The organism is Microcoleus sp. MON1_C5, assembly GCF_036701875.1.
Taxonomy (GTDB): Bacteria; Cyanobacteriota; Cyanobacteriia; order Cyanobacteriales; family Microcoleaceae; genus Microcoleus.
The window spans coordinates 1-20,164 of sequence record NZ_JAUBRN010000084.1 but is presented as its reverse complement, the minus strand read 5'-3'; the positions used below and the strand labels follow the sequence as shown (position 1 = coordinate 20,164).

The window sequence follows — 20,164 nt, the reverse complement described above, 5'->3', positions numbered from 1 at the left end:
AAATTTTTTGAACAAACCCTTTACTCACATCAAATCTGGCGGCTACTTTTCTAATTGAGGTATCACCTTGTTCATAAGTTTTAACTATTTTCTCACGCAACTCAATCGAATAAGGTTTCATTTTTTTAGCTTATATACTAAATAAAGTGTATCATATATACATGGAATCTGCTGTATCTCCATTCGGAGTATTCGGATCTCGATCGATCAAAAAATCTACAAGCCACTGTGGCACAGACCATCCCAACACTATCGGCGTGATGTGTCCGTGCTGCAAAGTTGCATCCGAGAATCGGAACAAGTAAGTGATCCGAGAAAATTTGACTAAATAAAGTAACATCCGTCCCGCCATTGATGAATGAAATGTCCAGATAACAGGGTCAAAAACGCGCAGCAATAACGTCCGTTCGTCAGCATTCCAGTCTGAACTGTACATAGTCAAACAATCGTCTGGTAAAACATTCCCGTCCATAAAAAAAATACCTTGCAGGACTTCGGGTAACTCGGCTGGATGTTCTACTTTCATCCAATTCGCGATGTCTTTTAGTTGCTTTTGTTCGATTAACATGGTATTATTTATCCTCAAAATAGTTGTGTTTTGGTTTCCTATTAGATACCCCCTTGATTTCTTAGTCGAGCTATCGATCGATAGTTTATGTGGCGTGCGGTTTCAACTCACATCTTGCATCCTAGCCAATCAGTTATTCAAGGGCGGGGGGGACACCCCACAATAAACTTGATGTCTTGTGGGGTGGGCCGTCGGGCCTGTTAAGCGAGAATGGTGCAATATCTCAGTTTCAACCGCTGTCCGATCGAGCTTTTGGATTGATTACCCCTGCAAATTCGGCTCAGAGGCTCGTCGCACTTTGCCTACCGTACTCACGACATCCACCAGCATCTTGAGTGCGATGTCTTTACCGGGGCAAATCCGTCCCGCGCTACGATCGCCCACGGAATGAAAACCCATATGAAAAGGGCACAGATTCTCGCGCTTAGGGTTGAATTCGTATACCGTAGAGCCCCAGAAACTCTCGTTTAGCAGTCCCAGGCTGAGCGGTATCAGTACCTTGGTTCCGGCTGGGAAAGTGCGCTCTTTGCCCGCTACCGTTGCGGTGAATGGCTCTGTGGCGACTCGGTGGGTGGCGCTGACGGGGGCCCAGAGGCGGGCGCATTCCAGGAGGAAGAGCTCGATCGACTGGCGATCGTCCAAATCGAGCTGATCCCAAAAATCAGTCGGGTTAATTTCGGCCGTCTGCTGTCCTTTATAGGCGGGGAGACGGCGGTATCCCATTGCCGTGTTGCCTAGGTGCAGGGGGCCTTGCAGTCCCGCTATCCCCATAATCGATGTCATCAGCTTTGCCAATTCCCGCTTAGTCATGCCGTTGTTTTCCGAGCTCTCCTCGAAGTCGGCTAAAGCTGGGGAATTTTCATAGATAGTCGCTGCACGCTCGATTAGAGTGGACAAATCCCCGTGTCCAAAGACGTTCAGGCTTTGCAGCAGGTTGCCGATGACGGCGAAGTAGTGCAGCGGGCTTTGGCGAGTGTAATGCAATTCGGTGAGAAGTTCGATCGACTCTGAATCGTCTGGATTAATCCCAAAGATGACGTAGTGCAGGTATCGGACTAAAAATCCCATCCAACCCCGCTTGACATCGCTAAAAAACGCTCCCCCCGCACCGTGTGGCATTTGGGCATAATCGGCGGCTAGCCGATCGAGCAACCGTCTGGTGATTTCGTCTCCCTGGCGATCCGTTGTCGCACTGTTGAAGAGATATTTCTGCATACAGCTTCGGAATGCCGCATGATTGCTGCTACCATCAGTTTCGCGATCGGACAAAGACAGCAGGAAAAGGTTTCTGCCGCCGACATCTTGGTTGGGGGCGCGATCGGCATCGAGTACAGAAGTACCAAGCCGCCATCCGCGCGCCTGGGGCGATGTGAGTGCTTTTTCCAGCGTGTCAAACTCTCCCATCACGACTTGCCCCGCGCAGCAAAAATTGGCTCCGAAAGCCAGCCGTTTTAGTGGCAAATATGTGGGTTCGTTGGCAATCAAACCCTCAATCAGGGCGATCGGCGGTAGCATCGTTTTGCTGAGACTTTCTTCCGGGTTTTGCAAAGCCCAAGCCTGAAACTCATTCAGTGCCGGGTTCATCAGCGATGAGAAAATAGTATCTAAATTTAGGTTCATCATAATTCCTCCGAGAATCCCTCGCCATAACCCGCTTTGCAGTTAGCAGCAAGAGGGTATTGAGCAGTAATAGAGCGGGATGGAATACCCGCTTCATTGCCAAAATCAGTAAGTATAACTATAGCCATTTTTCTTTGTGCACACAGTGGCAATATAGAGATTGTTTTACTGAATATGTCTGCGTCTAAGTCTAGCCTTTTTCCGGAGATTGAGTGGAATTTATAACGATTCCTGGTAAGTAGATATACTTTATGCTTCTCAAGTATTAGGCCCTATCTCTGAGAGTCGCACATAACTACGGTTTATGTGCGACTACTTGCTATTAAATTTAGCCAAAATCGGCGACATTAATTAGAGTGGAGGATACCCCATTGAGAGAGGATAAAAATTATCTGTTGGCTGACAAACGGAAGAAACTTGCACTATTTTCTTGAGTAATTGACAGTTGGGAGAAAGTAAGATTGTTGCCTAAAGAAAGCAAATATTTAGTGTCTTCTTTTTTGCGATCGCGCCCTGTTGCACTTTGAAGAATCCGCAAATAAGCGAATAAACCAGGGCTTTTTGTCCCGTCCCGCAGGGCCACCTCATCATTGTTAATGAATTTCAGCAAGTCATCGCCGCTCATCCCTTCATCATCAGCAGCCCAATCACGCCAACTGTACGGAAATCCAATCAGCGGTTTGTACTTATCAACTCTTCCCTCTAAAAAGGCTTCTTCTTCTCTGATATTTTCCGCATCATCTAATAGCTTGAGGAAAAGAATCCAAGTGAATTGGGGTAAACGGTCTAATTCCCCATTCATTCCCTTATCTTTCTGCATGATGTCGCGCGCAGACTTTATCACGCTGCCGATGCGTTGAGCAGTGGTGACGCGTTTATTGGTTTGAGATGTAGTGCGTTTGGGCATTTTGAGAGAAAATTAAAGTAATCAAACTTAGAAATAGAACTCTTAGAAAACATCTACTAGACTGAGTACAAAAGATTTTGTAATTGATTTAGTGCTTTTTCTAACTTTTCTTGTTCTCCAAACAGTGTTATTATTTTAATTGCATCACCATATTGAGCAAATTCAGGATACTTTATAATTGAACCGATAATATTCTGAAATACAGAAAACCCCGTTTCAATATATTTCTCTAAAAATATTTCTAAAATTGCCCTTTGCTGTGTACTATACTGCTTAAAAAAATCTTGCTTCGTGCGGACTTTATCTACTCGCTTCTTCCTGTCTAAGTCTGGAGAGCGGATAAAATCAACGGGTTCTCTGAAAGTATAGTTAACTTGCTCACTTCCTCCTATAGTAGCAGTACCAGAAGCATACACAACTCCTCGTCTACCCGCTTCTCCGCTTGGCTCTACCCAGTAGATCCTTTCCCGATCCATTTTTATATCAGAAATTTTTTTAGTATCAATTTCATACAAGCAATCTCCTTTGGCTCTTAAAAGAGCTTCTGTCCTTTCGACCTCGCCATTATTCTGTATATCAATACAGTGGTAACAAAGTTCAAAAATTAATGCTAACTTGCCATTTATTTCTGTAAAAAATGCTGAAAGTGATGATTTGTCAATTGCGAGTGTAGTTATTTCAAATCCAATTTCCGTAGCTAATTCTCGTCTTAATCCACTATTAATAAGGTTATCAATAGTTAAAATAATATTTGAATAGTCAAGTGATGGTACGTCTTGTTGAAGAGCCTTAAGGCAGGATGCAATATTGTTATAAATAGATACCTTGGCTCCCATTTTATTACACTCATTTAATAAGTTATCCGCTAGTTCTTCAGTTTGCTTGTTTCTATTTTTAAAGAAAGCGTTATCATCACTAATAAAATATATTGTATGTGAATCTGAAAGTTCTAATATTGCTTCCCAAATAGCTGAATCTTTAAATTGCTGATTCTTGTCTCCATTAGGTTGAGTTTTTTCATTAATTCTCCTTAGTGCTGATTTAGCGTGTTCAAACGTAAAGAAAATCCTAATAATTACGTCCTCCAAATCGGTCAACCTTTCTTTAACAGCAGCTTCTAATTGAGCTTTATTCGGTACTTCATAAGAATCGCGAAAGCCCATAATTAATTCAATAGATTTAAATCCTTTATTAATTTGTTCAATGGCTTTAAGTCCGTTTTCAACAATATTTCTCGTAAGCTCTTCTTCTATAATTTCCGGTAGACCTATTTTTCCCTTACTTTGTTTGAGGATGTAAAGCAATGCCGAACCCATAGCCGTTCGCATCAAAAGATTAGAGTCTTGCAACCATATATTTGCATCAATTACCACACAAATTGGTTTTTGTTCTGCGGACATTATTACAACTTCTTTCACTTTTCCTAAGCCGAATACAATAAACTCTGCAACTGCTCGACTGCCTGCTTCAATTTATCTGCCCCGCCAAATAAGCCAGCAATTTCCCGCACCTTACCATACTTCTCAACCGCTTTCACCTTCAGAGATGCTGGCATTACCAACTGCTGCAGCCCACCTTGAGCATAAATCCCAAATCCCAAATCTAAAATCTAAAATCTAAAATCTAAAATCAAATGACGCCCGCTAAAGTTTCCCACCAGTACCAAAGCACTTTACAGGAAACCCGCAGGCGTCAAAATCAAGCAAACTTAAATCTTAGAAAAGACCCAGCGTGAAAGATTTGTCGATCGGGAAAATAGCCCCAATACCCAACCACAGAGTGAACGCAGTTCCCAAGAGGAAAACAGTAGTAGCAACAGGGCGGCGGAACGGATTTTGGAACTTGTTAACGCTCTCGATGAACGGAATCAAAATCAAGCCAACGGGAACGCCAGCCATGCAAGCAATACCCAACAATTTGTTAGGCAAAACGCGCAGGAGTTGGAACACAGGCCACAAATACCATTCCGGCAGAATTTCCAGCGGAGTAGCAAAAGGATTAGCAGGTTCCCCAACCAAAGCCGGGTCTAGTACGGCCAAACTGACGCACAGAGCAAACGTTCCCATGATGACTATAGGGAAAACGTAGAGCAAGTCATTAGGCCAAGCTGGTTCGCCATAATAGTTATGACCCATGCCCTTAGCGAGCTTAGCGCGGAGCGCGGGATCGCTCAAATCAGGTTTTTTGAGAATAGACATAGTAACAGTGTTCTCCTTTTAGTTTTACCCGGGCCTGCCATTCCGCTGTATTCGTTAGTTTGAATCAGCGGCGCGATCGCAGGAAGTGTTAGCCGTAAATAAATATCATGAGTGATGAATTATGAATTTTCAACTCAAAATTCAGCGGGGGGCCAAAAAAATACCGCCCCCACAACTCAAAACTTACAACGGGCCAGAGATACCTTGCTTGCGAATCATCAAGAAGTGAGCCAGCATGAAGACTACAATCAGCCAAGGCAACACAAAAGTGTGCAAGCTGTAGTAACGGGTCAAAGTGCCTTGACCGACGCTGACACCGCCGCGCAGCAGTTCAACCATCAAAGAACCGACAAACGGGATAGCTTCGGGGACGCCGGAAACGATTTTAACTGCCCAGTAACCGATTTGATCCCAAGGCAGCGAATAGCCGGTCACGCCGAAAGAAACAGTGATGACTGCCAAGATTACTCCTGTCACCCAGGTTAATTCACGGGGCTTTTTGAAGCCGCCGGTCAGGTAAACCCGGAAGGTGTGCAAAATCATCATCAGTACCATCATGCTGGCAGACCAGCGGTGGATGGAGCGGATCAGCCAGCCGAAGTTGACTTCAGTCATCAGGTATTGCACTGAAGAAAAAGCTTCTGCTACCGTGGGACGGTAATAGAAAGTCATGGCGAAGCCGGTGGCAAACTGGATCAGAAAGCAAACTAAAGTAATTCCGCCCAAGCAGTAAAAAATATTGACGTGCGGGGGTACGTACTTTGTAGTGATGTCATCGGCGAGCGCCTGAATTTCCAGGCGTTCCTCAAACCACTGGTAGGTTTTTGAGTCGGTGATTTGTTTAGAAAACATGGAGCCAGAATTCCTAAAAGAATATTGCTGTGGTTGAGGTTCAGGGCAGCAGCCACAAGGTTTTTTGTCGCCCCGCGCCGAGCAGCTTGCTTTTACTAGCAAATGCCTGAGGCTATTTTTTAAATTTGGAGCTGACGAAAGGAACTCTATTGTGCGATCGCCTGCAAGCCCTGGGAAACTAAGCGGTGGCTTGTCCCTACTCGCTGGCGTTGCCCGATCGAATTCCAGACTGTGATAAAAAATGTAACATAATTGCCGTGCAATTTTCACACGCGCGATCGGTTTGTGGAGGCTTAAAACGCTTTTTTCGGAATCTCAACATCCGCCCAAGGTGGTATGGGAGGAGGGCTAAGCTACAGAAAGCAGTCCGAGCCGGAAACCGGTTTAGGGGGAGAGGCCAAATTTCATCTCGATCGTAAAACTTCACTTTCTGCCCCAAACGCCCTCAATGTCAGTCGAGTCACCCGAACCGGTTGGATCGTACAACCGAATCTTGTTTTGTAGTAAGGACTTCAGTCCCTTCTAACAGCATCTGCTGGCTGCAACCTGCGTATTTCCGTAAAAAAAGCGGGTGATTACCCCCGTCCGTAAAGTCCTATCACAATTGAAAAGAAGGCAAACTTTCCACAAAAACTGGCAGCAGTGGCGAGAAAGGAGAGGGAAGCGGCGGTATCGGGAAGGGAATTTCAGGAAGAGACGGGAAGGATGGAAAGTCTCGCGATGGCGGTGAAAACCCAGTCGAAACGATCGCGCAATCTGATAGATTAACATCAGTAATATTTTGAACATCGGCGATTAAATCCGCTCCGACCAATATCCGAGTTCCCCGTCTCGTACCGTCATCATAAGATTCAAATCGGTAAGAGAAGAAGCGAAAACCGTTACGATATTGTACCAAACCAATGACTTAAATTTTGTCGCCTTCGCCCCGGTTAAAATCCTGAATAATAATGGCATGGCCACCTTCACCGCCATAGAAGAGGTAAGGGCTGGTATTTAATGAACCGAGAACAAATATGTCAGCTTCACTTTCCCGATTAAATAATCGATTTGTTCTCCAGTTGATTACAAGCTGTAACCCGATCTGATGTCATTACCCGGCCCGCCAATCAGGGTGTCGTTGCCTTGATTTCCCTCCAGCAAATCGTCTCCTGCATTGGCGTTGATGTACTCATTATCTAAGTCACCTATTAGAGTGTCATTGCCACCTTCTCCAAACAGGCGATCGTTACCTTTGCCGCCCATTAGCAAGTCGTTGTTGCTGCCACCAAACAAGCGATCGTCTCCATCTCCTCCGATCGCCGTATCATTGCCTTGACCGCCGTTAAGACAGTCATTGCCAGACCCTCCCAAGATACTGTCGTTATTGTCTTCTCCTGTGATTAAATCCGCGCCTTCGCCACCCTCAAGAAAATCATTGCCGGCACCTCCTTCAAGTTTGTCATTGCCTTCGCCACCGCTGAGACTGTCGTTACCAAAGTCGCCCAAAAGGCGATCGCTACCGACTCCACCTGCGAGACTATCATTTCGTTCTCCGCCGTCTAAAGTGTTATTACCACCCACACCAGATAGAGTATCATTGCCTCCAAGCCCCCACAGGGAATCATCGCCAATTTCACCGGCTAGCAAATTATCGAGATTGTCTCCGCATATAACTACCATAAATTTGTCCTTATGAAAACTATTTTACAAGTACAGTCACTCAATTTTAGATTTTAGATTTTAGATTTTGGATTGTTCCAGTCCCGTCAATTTGGAATTTTTAATTGGGGGTTTTGGATTTTGTAAGGACTTTAGTGTTGATTGACATTTTCTAGTAAGAAATGCAAGTATTGATTCACCTAAATCTGTTACCAAAAACGGAAACCATTACTACACAAATAATTGGCTAGAGGGACACAATATTTACCTATGTCCCTAATCCTTTAACTGAAATTGGCCAGGGTAATTTGGTTAGCTGTCACGCCACTGATAGCAGCTAAAATTTCGCCAGTTGCTGTCAAGCTGATTGAAGTGGCAGTGTTGCTAGGGATAATAGAAAGTTGCGAAAAGGTTAAATTGCCTGCAAGTGCGAGGAAGTCGATGCCGGCTTCAAAATCGAAAATGATATCGCTGCCAGAATTGGCGGAAATTAAGAAGCGATCGCTCCCATTTCCTCATATCAAACTGTCATCGCCGTTTTCACCGCCGAGAAAATCCGACCCGTTACCGCCAAGCAAGATATCGCTAGCTTGACCGCCGTAAAGACTGTCATTGCCTTCACCTCCACTCAAGCTATCTTGACCGCGATTTCCAAATACGATATCTTCCCCATTATTGCCGAACAAATTATCGATTTCTTTGCCGCCGTAAACAGTGTCATCGCCGTCGCCACCGTCGAGGGAATCATTGCCTTGATTGCGGTGTATCCAGTCATTGCCGCCAAAACCGCTGAGAGTATCATTGCCGCGTTTGCCGGCTATTGTATCGCTGCCGCTGTCGCCGGAGAGGCTGTCGTCGCCGTCAGTGCCGGTGAGATTGGAGTTAGCTGCGATCGCTTATATTTATTTACAAGTGCCAGCGGGAGGCTCGCGATCGTGCAAAAGGCGAGTTAAATCTGCAACAGCGTTCCCAGCGTACAAACGTAAAATACATAAAATGTAATACTTACTGGTATTTTACGGAACAATCATGCACAGACGAGTTTTCCACATTGCTATTTTACTTTTCCTCCAAGTCGCCCTGGTTCTAGGCGGGTGGGTCGGGCCTGCGGCGGCCCTAACTCCAGAACAGCAGCTTTTGAGCGAAGCTTGGCGAATTGTCAATCGCTCTTATGTGGATGACAAATTCAACAATCACAATTGGTGGTCGATTCGCGAAAAAGCCGTTAAACAACCGCTCAACGACAGACAGCAGACTTACACGGCGATTCAGGGGATGCTGGCGAATCTCGATGACCCCTTCACTCGACTGCTGAAACCCGAACAGTACCGCAGCTTGCAGGTCAACACTTCGGGAGAATTGACGGGTGTGGGGCTGCAAATTGCGATCGACCCCCAGACAAATACCCTGACAGTGGTGGCTCCTTTGGCCGGCTCACCGGCGGATAAAGCTGGCATCCAACCCCTCGATCGCATTCTGAAAATTAATGGCACTCCCACCTCAGAATTGAGCCTAGACGAAGCAGCAACTCGAATGCGCGGCCGCATCGGCACTGCCGTTACCTTGACCTTGGGGCGCGAGGGGAGGGACGCTGCTGAGGACATTGAGCTAGTGCGCGATCGCATTGCTCTGAATCCGGTTTACGCCCAATTGCAGTCGGGGTCGGAGAATTTGCCGCTGGGCTACATTCGCTTGAGTCAATTCAGTGCTAACGCTACTGAGGAAGTCGCTCGCGCGATCGACCGCTTGGAAAAACAAGGAGCCGCCGCCTACATTCTCGACCTGCGGAACAACCCGGGGGGACTGTTGCAAGCTGGGATTGAAATTGCCCGCCTGTGGCTCGATTCCGGGACGATCGTCTACACGGTGAACAGACAAGGCATTCTCGGCAGTTTTGAAGCCTCTGGACAAGCCCTAACTCACGATCCGCTGATTGTTTTGGTGAACAAGGGAAGTGCCAGCGCTAGCGAAATTTTGGCGGGTGCGCTGCAAGATAACGGCAGAGCTCAACTGGTAGGAGAAAATACTTTTGGCAAAGGGCTGATCCAGTCGCTGTTTGATTTATCTGACGGTTCCGGGTTGGCCGTGACTGTTGCTAAGTACGAGACACCGAACCATAAAGATATTAACAAGCTGGGGATTGCGCCCGATCGCGTAGTGCCTTTGGAACCTATCGCGCGCGATCAGATTGGCACCGAAGCAGACTTGCAATATCAAGCTGCACTGCAACTACTTAAAGATAAAACCGTGCTGGCAAAGTCAGTATAAGCCGGAGTTTGAAGTTTTGAGCTTGCAGCAGGCGTCAATACACAGGTCTAAGTCTGTCTCTGCGTTTCGTTCGCAAGGACAGACAACAACGATCCTAAAAACTCTTTAACTCAAAAGTGATATCACGTCCGACAGATTCATCTGTCATTGTTCGCTGTGCGAAGCAATGACATAAAAGAATGATGCACGTCGGACGTGATATCAAAACCCAAAACTCCGCTTCCCTTAAGGTTGCGGGGTTGATTCCTCGGCGTCGGGTACCTCGGCTTCTTGCAAAATCACCGGACGCTGCTGCGGGTCAGCTTGGTTGCTTTGCTCTTGCATCACAGTTTTAGCAAGGCTGGGGTCAAAGTAGCGGTTAAAGTCCGATCGCGACTGATTTACTCGCCCTTGGGTAAGATTGACTTCAGCTTGGATTTCGTGCAATTTTTCTTGCACCGCCCGGTAGTGAGGCCAAAGCTGAAGCAAAGCAGAAGTGGCACAGACTGAAAGTACCATGTTGACTGCCAACTTGACCCCTGTTTCTGCCGCGAGGGTTTGGTGAGGGTAGGAACGCTGGCGACTGCTGCTGCGACGAGGAGTAACCCGAGGGGAGTTTTTTACAGGACGCAGTGGGGTAACGGTGGGTTGAATCGCTTGCATAATGTTTTTTCAAATACCTGAGACTGACGTTTTAGAGTTCAAAGAGCAAATTCTGAGCTTAACGCACACTCGCCGCTGTTTGTCAGGGTGCTGACAGCCACAATTGTTAAGACAAAGTGAGGCGTGAAGACGGAATTTCCCCATAAAAATGCCTGCCCTTGCAGTCTCGTCTTGCTGAACACAAACAATCTACTGCACTGGGGCAGCAATTGTCTGTATCTGTAATGCGAGAGATTTAACTGGTCAGGCAGGCATTTTGCGGTTCGCAACTGGTGTCTGGAAACTATTTGTACAGTTCAGTTGACAGCCGGAAAGCCATGATTCCGGGAATCAAAGCAATTACGAGCGCTACGTAGACTTGGGTATCTGTTAAAGACATATTCGCAAAACTCCTTTTCGCGGGCACGAGCTTTCACTAATTTGAGACAAATTGGCGCTTTTGGGAATCATTTGTTACAACTTGCAACACAAATGGTGCGTCCGGGGAGGAGTGGCCGAGTGGCCGAGTTGCCGAGTGGCACAGTTTTTGAGTGTCGGAGGGGGAGAATTTTGGTGTTGCATAATTACGGGATGATTGTGATTGTTTTGTGGGATGGGCGCAGGAACCCGAAGGCGTGTATTTTCACGGCAGGCGGGACGCCTAACCCACAAGAAGCCTCCTTAAATTGTGCAACGCCAGAATTTTTCCTTGTTTCCTGGGACTGCTTCCTTCGGACGTTGTTCGGACGATCGCCTCCCACAGAATTACCGCGTTAGGTTAAGATTTAAATGAAGGTGACACTAATTTTAGACAGAGCGGGTAATTTGCGCTGCGCTCTTCACTTGCCAATCTTAGGTGCACAAAATAGTTAATGCTAGATCAATTTCTCGACGCTTCACCCAATTTTGGAGTTGACGGCTTTTTATTATTGTTGGTTTTGGTGGCTTTGGAAGCTGTACTTTCGGCTGACAACGCGATCGCCCTGGCGTCTATTTCTAAAGGTTTGGAAGATGCCAAGGATCAGCAAAAAGCTCTCAACTTGGGTTTGATAATTGCTTTTGTACTGCGGCTAGCCCTAATTTTAACGGCTACTTGGGTAATTCAATACTGGCAGTTTGAACTGCTTGGTGCTCTCTACCTGCTGTGGCTTGTTTTCCAACATTTTACTTCAGATACAGACTCCGAAGGAGAACATCACGGGCCCAGATTTGCGTCTGTGTGGCAAGCAATTCCCATGATTGCTTTTACGGATTTAGCGTTTTCCTTGGATAGCGTTACTACTGCGATCGCTGTTTCTGATAACACTTTTATCGTCGTAACCGGTGCTACTATTGGAATTATTGCCCTGCGATTCATGGCCGGGTTGTTCATCCGCTGGCTGGATGAGTTCGTTCACCTAGAAAGTGCTGGTTACATCACAGTTGGGTTCGTGGGAATGCGGTTGTTGGTGAAAGTAATTAATCCGGATTTAGTTCCTCCGCAATGGCTGCTAGTTTCCAGTATTGTCTTGATGTTTGTCTGGGGATTTTCTAAGCGTACTCCCGAGCCAGTCGAGATTGCAAAATCTCTAGAAATCGCTCTCAATCAGACGGATTCAGAAGTTGCTGTTCCAGAATCGCAAGGACAAAAGTCCGAAATTTAACATACTTTCATCTGAATAAAATTAGCTTAAATCTGTCAAACCAACAAGATTAATGGCTGGTTAAAACCTGCAAAAGCCTTTCAGCCCGGTGACTTTAGTCCGGGGATGAAAGGCTTTTATTTTTTAATATTGTTTTTTTCACTACCCGATCGAACTTATAGGAGTACAATTGGGCCTATGGTTCGGCAGTTATCAAAATCAGACTCAGCAATGGTTAGACTGGTGGGATAACGAGGGGAATTGGTTGCTGAGGGGGTTGGCGGCATATTGGCTCACGCAGGCGATCGATCCCGATCTGATTTGAGCCTTGGTGGTGGCTGTATTTTTTGAGGAGAGGGAAAGAGGGCGAGGGATCTTACGGCGAAAAGAGGGCGGGAATTGGGGGAATGGGTGTGCGTGCGATCGGTTGAGTGGAGCGACTGCTAGTAACCTTTGTATTCCTACCAATATCTCTCGGGAGTCCGCTCCAAGCTGGTTATTAGGCTGCTGGGTGTTTATTTATTTCGTGGTTTTTTTCGTTTTTTTCTGTAATGTGCTGTGACGTGCGACCCATTTTTTCTGTCGTGGGCTTTAACAAACACATAATCACTTTTATTGTCGATTTTCTCATATTCTTCTGGCGTAATTTTGGAATATTCAAAATCTCTTTGCAATTCAGATAGGGAATTTTGCAGGCTGTTTATATTAGCCTGCTTTTCTTGGATAGATTCCGTTAAATTTTGAATATTTTTTTGCAAAGCAACTATATCTGCATCACGATTTGATAGGTCTCTATACAAATCAGAAATATTTTTTGTTAGATTGTAATTCTCTGTAATGCGTCCGTTTATCACATTTGTATTTTCTTGTTTTGCTCTAAGTAATTTTTTAAACTCTTGGGATAAAAGATTGATCCGAGATTGCAGCTCATTAATAATTGATTGATTGTTAATATCAGCTATAGAGGCATAATCACCTAAAACTAGCTTGGCTGATAAAACCCTGATTAAGTCCTCTATTTTATAAGCAAGACGAAGACGATAAGGGCTAATTTGATTAGCATTTTGCCCTATCTCTGCAGCTAATTTGGTGATTGCTTCTGAAAGAATGGTTTGTGACGGTTCCCTGCTTCTCGTAAAAATAACCAGATTAGTTACAATTTTCTGAAGCTGCTCATAATCTTTCTCAGCCTGACTAGCTAAAAGAACACGAACAGCATCTTGTATTCCGGTTAATATTCGATATTTTCGAGGTCTTCGAGGCTCTAGCTCTTGTAGAAGTTCACTTCTTTTATACTCCAAGGCCTCCAGTGTTCTTGCAATTCTTTCATGATTTGCAGAAGGATCTGCACCAAGACGCTCTAATATACCCTCATATAACCATGCTTGAGACTCTAAGTTATTTAGTTTTGGAACTTGCTGCTTGTTTTCAGGCTGGGGAACTACATCTGTTTTTTGGAATTGCTGCTGTAGGGTATTAATCCTGGCTGAAATAGTACCTTTGAAACAAGCAAGCATTAAATCTAAAGCTTGACCAAAGGGAAAAGAGTAGTCAGCTAACCAACCAAATAAGAGCCAAAAAAATATAGTATATATCAGAAATAAAACTACTTTAATGTAGTTTAAAAGCCTTATGAAAAAATTATTGTTTGGCTCTAAGTCTATGTTTTGAAGGTCAAGATAATTCTCAACGAAAAAATTGCTTTTCTATGTTTTGCCCAATGACTGTTCCAGAATTTTTGTCAACATTAAGGTTTACGCCTGATTGATTTCTCTGAGAAACATAGGAGGTACTTTGTGTTTTTTGTATTTTTTGATACTGAGTTACCAGTCTTTCGAGATCTTCTTGAAACTTCTTGTCGCACTCGGCTTCACTTAGGATCGCAGCTTCTAAAAGTTTTGGTTCAGAACCCTTGATCTGGAGTTTGTCTTGAAATCGTTTTTCTAAGAAATCTAGAAGATTTGCTCCAGCCTTCTCTAAAGCCCCACCCGAAACTTTATCACCTACCCAAAGTGCAATAGTTGTTGCTTGTAAAACTAGTACAGATAATTCCATTTTAGTAGTGATTTTGTTAATTATGACTTGATTCACATAGCGGATTATACCAAATAGACAGAAAAAGTGCAAATGAGTTACCGGATTTAAGTAAATATACGGAAAACTTATGCGTGGAACATAGCTATTTTCTTGGAGAGGCGGAAACTTTTCGTTGATTTCATCATCGAACCCAAGTTCAAGCAACTTTTAGACTCAGTGTGTTCGGTGTATCTGCCCTTGGCGCTGGAGGACAAGTATCCTCATCCCGATCGCCCTTTTTATACAAATCGATTGCACACCTGTTATCGTGTCATTGTTACGCGGGGATTTGTACCGACTCATAGGGTTGGATGAGAATTTCAGCGGGAATCCCCAGTTCTTGATTCAACTTCCGAATCATCTCCCAGGTCAAGGAACGTTTGCGAAATAACACCTCCCACACCCTAGCCAGACTGCTGAGACATGGCGAAAGAGAGAATTTAATTATTAAGGAAGAGGGAAAAGGGGGAGAGGGGGAGGATTTTTCCCCAATTAGCAATTAGCCATTAGCTATGGCTTAGGCTTACCGACAAAGAAAGCTAAGGGAGAATTCTCACCACAAGATAACCGAACTTTAGAACCAATGGGAAAAACATTTCCTGTGGTTGTGAGTGCATATAACTTTTCGCCAGAAGGTGTTTTTAAACAATAACGATTTTCTCTGCCTAAAAATTGGCGATCGCAAATCACAACAGGCGAATCTTCATCTAAGTATAAACTCAAGTCTTCCTGCCGGATCATCAATTCTCCTTGAGTAGAAACATCACAGGTAACTTGTGAACCTGAATCTCGTTTAACAGCAAAACAACCTACTTCTGTTTCCCAAAAATCTTGCTTTAGCGATGCAGACACAAAATTAGCTTGCGTCACAAACTCAGCCACAAATCGAGATGCTGGTTCTTGATAAACTTCCTCTGGAGTGCCAAACTGTTCTAATTGACCTTGACGCATCACCGCTACCCAATCTGAAATCGAAAGTGCTTCTTCGCGATCGTGCGTGACAAATACACCAGAGGTTCCCGTTGCTTTGAGAATCTCGCGGACTTCCTGACGCAATCTTAACCGTACTTGTACATCTAAATTACTCAACGGTTCATCTAGTAAAATAATCGCAGGTCTAGGGGCTAAAGCACGGGCCAGGGCCACTCGCTGTTGCTGACCCCCGGATAATTCATGGGGATAACGGTTTTCCAATCCTTCTAATCCCACCAACGCTAATGCTTCTGCGACGCCTTTGTGAATATTATGCTTTGACTCTTTTCCTTGATGCGTCAAGCCAAAAGCTACATTTTTCGCGACTGTCAAATGGGGGAAAAGTGCATAGTCTTGAAACACCATACCAATGTCTCGCTGTTCCGGCGGAACTGACATATTAACACTGGCTACAGTTTTTCCTGCTAAAGCGATCGTCCCTGCTTGTAGCTGTTCAAAACCAGCAATTAACCGCAGCAACGTTGTTTTCCCACAACCCGATGGCCCCAACAACCCCAGTATATCTCCCTGATGTAATGTCAGGGTGACAGACGCTACCGCAGGTGATGCTGCTTGGGAATACTGTTTTGTTACACCATCTAAATGCAGAATTATCGGTCGAGCCATTATTGCTATAAATAATCAACAACTTACTATTTTACAATAAACCAGTTTAGTGAGAGAAATTGTCAGAAAGACTTGACAAATGTTTACACCTACTGATAAACTAGCAAGCTAGACTTTTTACTAGCGATGAAAAATTCCCAACAATCACTACAGCAAACAGGAATCAGGACAATCCAAGGGCGATCGACCTTACGCAGTTTATCCGCTAGTGGGTGGACACTTGCGGTTATCGCTTTAGCATTGCCGATCGCCATACCAGTGATCGGTGTCTTATCCAGTATCTTTTTTGAAGCTAAAGATACATGGCAACATTTAACCGATACAGTTTTAACCCGTTATATAGTCAACTCTTTATTGTTAATGATCGGCGTAGGCTTTGGTGTTGTCGTGATTGGCGTAGGATGTGCGTGGCTAGTAACAATGTGTCGCTTTCGGGCCAGTCGCGTATTTGAATGGGCATTACTGTTACCCTTAGCGGCCCCAGCTTACGTGCTAGCTTATACTTATACAGACTTTTTAGAATTTTCCGGCCCCGTTCAAACTGCTTTGCGTTATATTTTTGGCTGGAGTTATGGAGACTATTGGTTTCCTAACGTGCGATCGCTCCCGGGAGCAATCTTAATGCTAATCTTAGTTTTATATCCCTACGTCTACCTATTAACAAGAGTTGCATTTTTGGAGCAATCCACTTGTACTCTAGAAGCTAGTAGAATACTTGGCTGTAGTCCTTGGCGGAGTTTTATTACAGTTGCCTTACCAATGGCAAGACCCGCAATTGTTGCAGGTTTAGCACTGGCTTTGATGGAAACTCTCAACGATTATGGCACTGTTCAGTATTTTGGAGTTGATACATTCACCACAGGTATTTATCGGACTTGGTTTGGCATGGGAGAACGAATTGCAGCCAATCAACTAGCTGCGATGCTATTATTATTTGTTCTGGGTTTAATTTTAGTAGAACGCTGGTCTCGAAGTCGGACAAAATATTATCAAGCTAGCAGTCGCTATCGCCAACTGCAAACTTATCAGCTTAAAGGAATTCGGGAGGTTTTAGCCGTAATTGCTTGTTTTATGCCGCTATTTTTTGGTTTTTTATTGCCAGCAGGTCTTTTAGTCAAGTTAACCTTAGCTAATTGGCAAGTCACTTTAGATGAACGCTTTTGGATCTTTGCCCGTAATAGTTTAATTTTGGCTACCCTGACAGCCCTTTTAGCCGTAATTATTGCCTTGATTATGGCTTATGGTTTACGGTTATATCCTAATTTAGGAGTGCAGTTAGGAACGAGAGTTGCGGCAATGGGCTATGCTGTACCTGGTTCTGTGATTGCAGTGGGGATTATGGTTCCCATTGGAAAAATTGACAATCTATTTGATAGTTGGATGCGTGAAAACTGGGGGATTTCTACAGGCTTGTTGTTAAGCGGTACGATCGCAGCTTTGGTATTTGCCTATATAGTTCGCTTCCTAGCTGTTTCTTTAAATGCGGTGGAGTCAAGTTTGAGCAAAATCAAGCCTAATTTAGATGATGCGGCGAGAAGTTTGGGTTATAGTCCGATGCAAACTTTAGTTACAGTTCATACACCAATGATGACCGGAGGTTTACTAACTGCCATGATGTTAGTATTCGTTGATGTAATGAAAGAGTTACCTGCTACTATAATTATTAGACCTTTTAACTTTGATACTTTGGCGGTGCGAACTTATCAACTTGCCTCAGATGAACGATTGGCTGAAGCTTCTGGCCCAGCATTGGCAATTGTTTTAGTGGGGATGTTACCGGTAATTTTATTAAGTTGGAAAATTGCGCGATCGCGCAATTCTTCAACAGAGTTAACGGTTAACAGTTAAAGGTTAAAATTATCCCTTTACAAATCAAGATGATTAATAAAAAATTAGCAATGTTTACCCGCACGACTGGCACAATCTCTTTCTTACTACTTACTATTTTTGTCACGTTTGGATGCCAAAAACAGGCGGCTAGTCCCCTCGAAACATTACAAAAAACTAAGCAATGTCCAGGATGCGATCTGAGTGCCGCTAAGTTAAGCAACCTTGATTTAACAAGCGCTAATCTCAATGGTGCTAATTTGGAAGGTGCTGTGCTAGAAAAAATAAAACTTAATGAAGCCTTACTCGATAGCGTCAATCTCAAAGGTGCAAATTTAAAAGCTGCTTCTATGGAAAAAGCCGGTTTATTTGGGGCCGATCTCACAAATGCTGATTTGAGTAATGCAAATCTCAAGGGGGCTTTTTTGCGAGGCGCAAAACTGAATAATGCCAATCTTAGTAACGCCGATTTAAGTGAAACTGACTTAAATAGTGCTGATTTGACAGGGGCAAACCTGAAAGGGGCAAACCTGAAAGGGGCTATAATGCCGGATGGTACAATTAAAAATTAAAAATTAAAGTTGGTTGGATTCGGCGGTTGAAACCGCCGAATCACAAAGAGTAGCTTCTTGTTCAAAAAGCCTCTATTTCCAGCCGGCGCGATCGGCAATCTTTAAAGCGTCGGCGTTATTTTTCCCAAACACATCAGGGTTGAGAGGGTCAGATTTGAATGTACCAAAACTGGCAACTGCAGGATCGATCGCCACACCTGAAATCACAGGGTATTCATAATTACCCCTAGCAAAAATTTGTTGCGCTTCGCGACTGGCTAGGTGTTCCAAGAATTTGGTCGCGCCTGCTTTGTTACGCGAGGTTTTGACTACACCGGCACCACAAATATTGACGTGAGTACCTCGATCGCGCTGGTTGGGGAAAAATACACCTACTTTCGCCGCGATCGCCTGTTCTGCTGGATCTTTCGATTTCATTAAGCGAGCTACATAATAGGTATTAACAAGGGCAATATCGCCTACCCCATCAGCAACCGCCTTGATTTGCGCTGTATCATTTCCCTCTGGAGGACGCGCAAAATTAGCCACCAATCCTCGCGCCCAAGCTTCTGTTTTTTGAGCTCCATGAACGGCTAACATAGCCCCAACAAGAGACTGATTATAGATATTAGTGGACGATCGCACTAAAACTTTGCCTTTCCACCGAGGTTCTGTCAGCGCCTCATAGGTTGACAACTGGGCAGGGTTCACCTTGCTTTTGTTATAAACAATCACCCGTGCCCGGCGCGATAGACCAAACCAGAAACCTTGAGGATCTCGCAAACTTGCTGGAATTGCCGATGTCAGGACTGTTGAAGAAACAGGTTGCAGAATACCTGCTTGTTTTGCCCGCCACAAACGCCCACCATCCACCGTGATGAAAACATCAGCGGGGCTATTTGCACCTTCACTTTTGATCCGTTCAATTAGTTGGTCAGCCTCCGCTTCAACGAGGTTAACCTTGAGCCCAGTTTTTTTGGTGAAGCTTTGGTACAACTCATTATCAGTGTCGTAATGACGTGCTGAATAAAGGTTGAGGGTTCCCGTTTGGGCTGCGACAGGGGCTTTTTTGCTTAGTTCCCCCACTGCCACGACAGCCATTGCTGTACCGCTGGCAAGAAAAATACGCCGAGAAATGCTCATTGTTCTATAATAATAGATTTTTTCATCTGGTAATTGACACGATGGTGTATCTACAGCCATCTATAGCCATTGCTTTACTATATTAATGCAAGTAATTCTTATTTGATGATCTAGAGCGTAACTATTTTAGGGGTGAGGCACCCGTCGTCAGAAATCCGGTCTCGACTTCGCTCAATCGGCAATTTTTTTACGAAAAGACTTTGTTATAGCCCGCCGATTAGGCAAAAAATTTGGCGTTGCTCAATTTGAGGATGATTGTAGGGTGTCCCGCCTGCTGTGAAAATATACGCCTTCGGGTTCATGGGCCCATCCACAAAAAAAATCAAAATCATGCTGCTATTATGCAACGCCAAAAAATTTGCTTATGAAGGTATTGATGCGTCCAGGACTGTATTTATGACAAAGATTTTTGCTGAATAGGTATCACAACAGTTGTTTGCAATAGACATCTCCAAAAACTCCCAAGCCCTATCCCCCATAGGTTCCTTACTGTCTACCCTTTGATGGCAGACAGTGCTTTTACTAATTGCCAGCGACAACAACTTCCAGAGGTTTTATTAGATTTGGCCCACAGGGTAAATTTAAAAAGATTCCTTAAACGGAACTTACCCCTCACGCTTGATCGCGAGAGTTTTCAAACCCCCTGGCAGCGGTCGAACTGGGTGAGAACC

At 44.5% G+C, this 20,164-nt stretch carries 20 protein-coding genes and 2 pseudogenes; 5 read left to right on the top strand and 17 right to left on the bottom strand.

The features are described from left to right. Positions 1-151: 151 nt before the first annotated feature. The 11 genes and pseudogenes from QUA71_RS26650 to QUA71_RS26600 all read right to left on the bottom strand — a co-directional run. Positions 152-568 (bottom strand): hypothetical protein, encoded by a 417-nt coding sequence (locus QUA71_RS26650; protein ID WP_333289712.1) that lies wholly within the window; start codon positions 566-568, stop codon positions 152-154. Between the two features lie 261 nt (positions 569-829). Then, positions 830-2,191, bottom strand: a complete 1,362-nt coding sequence (locus tag QUA71_RS26645; protein WP_333289710.1) for a cytochrome 450 — start codon at positions 2,189-2,191, stop codon at positions 830-832. A gap of 385 nt (positions 2,192-2,576) precedes the next feature. After that, positions 2,577-3,095, bottom strand: a complete 519-nt coding sequence (locus QUA71_RS26640; protein WP_333289708.1) for a type I restriction-modification system subunit M N-terminal domain-containing protein — start codon at positions 3,093-3,095, stop codon at positions 2,577-2,579. A 56-nt stretch (positions 3,096-3,151) separates the two neighbouring features. Next, positions 3,152-4,513, bottom strand: coding sequence for a PIN domain-containing protein (locus QUA71_RS26635; RefSeq protein WP_333289706.1), 1,362 nt, complete (start codon positions 4,511-4,513; stop codon positions 3,152-3,154). Positions 4,514-4,518: 5 nt separating this feature from the next. Beyond that, positions 4,519-4,650, bottom strand: a complete 132-nt coding sequence (locus QUA71_RS26630; RefSeq protein ID WP_333289704.1) for a hypothetical protein — start codon at positions 4,648-4,650, stop codon at positions 4,519-4,521. A gap of 160 nt (positions 4,651-4,810) precedes the next feature. Next, entirely contained in the window at positions 4,811-5,293 is a 483-nt protein-coding gene (petD, locus tag QUA71_RS26625; protein ID WP_333289701.1) for a cytochrome b6-f complex subunit IV, read from the bottom strand. 183 nt (positions 5,294-5,476) lie between these two features. After that, a complete protein-coding gene (gene petB, locus QUA71_RS26620; protein ID WP_006633252.1) occupies positions 5,477-6,145 on the bottom strand; it encodes a cytochrome b6 in 669 nt (222 codons plus the stop codon). Between the two features lie 598 nt (positions 6,146-6,743). Beyond that, the gene (locus QUA71_RS26615) at positions 6,744-7,043 is read right to left on the bottom strand and encodes a hypothetical protein (protein ID WP_333289699.1); all 300 of its coding nucleotides are present in this window, start codon (positions 7,041-7,043) and stop codon (positions 6,744-6,746) included. 167 nt (positions 7,044-7,210) lie between these two features. Then, positions 7,211-7,807, bottom strand: coding sequence for a calcium-binding protein (locus QUA71_RS26610; protein ID WP_333289697.1), 597 nt, complete (start codon positions 7,805-7,807; stop codon positions 7,211-7,213). A gap of 494 nt (positions 7,808-8,301) precedes the next feature. Then, complete coding sequence (locus QUA71_RS26605) at positions 8,302-8,418, bottom strand: hypothetical protein (protein WP_333289695.1); 117 nt, start codon at positions 8,416-8,418, stop codon at positions 8,302-8,304. A gap of 48 nt (positions 8,419-8,466) precedes the next feature. Beyond that, positions 8,467-8,679: pseudogene (locus QUA71_RS26600) on the bottom strand (calcium-binding protein); the annotation flags it as partial. Between the two features lie 136 nt (positions 8,680-8,815). On the opposite strand from QUA71_RS26600, the gene ctpA reads away from it, so the two are divergent. Beyond that, on the top strand, positions 8,816-10,054 hold the full coding sequence (gene ctpA, locus QUA71_RS26595) for a carboxyl-terminal processing protease CtpA (protein WP_333289693.1): 1,239 nt from the start codon (positions 8,816-8,818) through the stop codon (positions 10,052-10,054). Positions 10,055-10,279: 225 nt separating this feature from the next. On the opposite strand, the gene QUA71_RS26590 is transcribed toward ctpA, so the two are convergent. Continuing rightward, entirely contained in the window at positions 10,280-10,696 is a 417-nt protein-coding gene (locus tag QUA71_RS26590) for a slr1601 family putative cell division protein (RefSeq protein ID WP_190660161.1), read from the bottom strand. A gap of 283 nt (positions 10,697-10,979) precedes the next feature. Further along, positions 10,980-11,075, bottom strand: a complete 96-nt coding sequence (gene psaM, locus QUA71_RS26585) for a photosystem I reaction center subunit XII (RefSeq protein ID WP_190660159.1) — start codon at positions 11,073-11,075, stop codon at positions 10,980-10,982. A 472-nt stretch (positions 11,076-11,547) separates the two neighbouring features. Here psaM and QUA71_RS26580 point away from each other — a divergent pair, with 472 nt between their 5' ends. Next, complete coding sequence (locus QUA71_RS26580; RefSeq protein ID WP_333289690.1) at positions 11,548-12,318, top strand: TerC family protein; 771 nt, start codon at positions 11,548-11,550, stop codon at positions 12,316-12,318. A 139-nt stretch (positions 12,319-12,457) separates the two neighbouring features. Beyond that, positions 12,458-12,574: pseudogene (locus QUA71_RS29390) on the top strand (Uma2 family endonuclease); the annotation flags it as partial. A gap of 238 nt (positions 12,575-12,812) precedes the next feature. Here the strand turns inward: QUA71_RS29390 and QUA71_RS26575 are convergent. From QUA71_RS26575 to QUA71_RS26565, 3 genes are all read right to left on the bottom strand, one after another. Then, positions 12,813-13,814: a hypothetical protein gene (locus QUA71_RS26575; RefSeq protein ID WP_333289688.1), complete on the bottom strand. Its 1,002-nt coding sequence runs from the start codon at positions 13,812-13,814 to the stop codon at positions 12,813-12,815. A gap of 169 nt (positions 13,815-13,983) precedes the next feature. Beyond that, positions 13,984-14,352: a hypothetical protein gene (locus QUA71_RS26570; RefSeq protein ID WP_333289686.1), complete on the bottom strand. Its 369-nt coding sequence runs from the start codon at positions 14,350-14,352 to the stop codon at positions 13,984-13,986. 531 nt (positions 14,353-14,883) lie between these two features. Then, positions 14,884-15,972 (bottom strand): ABC transporter ATP-binding protein, encoded by a 1,089-nt coding sequence (locus QUA71_RS26565; RefSeq protein WP_333289684.1) that lies wholly within the window; start codon positions 15,970-15,972, stop codon positions 14,884-14,886. 126 nt (positions 15,973-16,098) lie between these two features. Between QUA71_RS26565 and QUA71_RS26560 the strand changes: the two genes are divergently transcribed. Continuing rightward, complete coding sequence (locus tag QUA71_RS26560) at positions 16,099-17,820, top strand: iron ABC transporter permease (protein WP_333289682.1); 1,722 nt, start codon at positions 16,099-16,101, stop codon at positions 17,818-17,820. 29 nt (positions 17,821-17,849) lie between these two features. Then, positions 17,850-18,371, top strand: coding sequence for a pentapeptide repeat-containing protein (locus tag QUA71_RS26555; protein WP_333289680.1), 522 nt, complete (start codon positions 17,850-17,852; stop codon positions 18,369-18,371). A gap of 72 nt (positions 18,372-18,443) precedes the next feature. On the opposite strand, the gene QUA71_RS26550 is transcribed toward QUA71_RS26555, so the two are convergent. Further along, complete coding sequence (locus tag QUA71_RS26550) at positions 18,444-19,493, bottom strand: Fe(3+) ABC transporter substrate-binding protein (RefSeq protein WP_333289678.1); 1,050 nt, start codon at positions 19,491-19,493, stop codon at positions 18,444-18,446. Positions 19,494-20,164 lie beyond the last annotated feature (671 nt).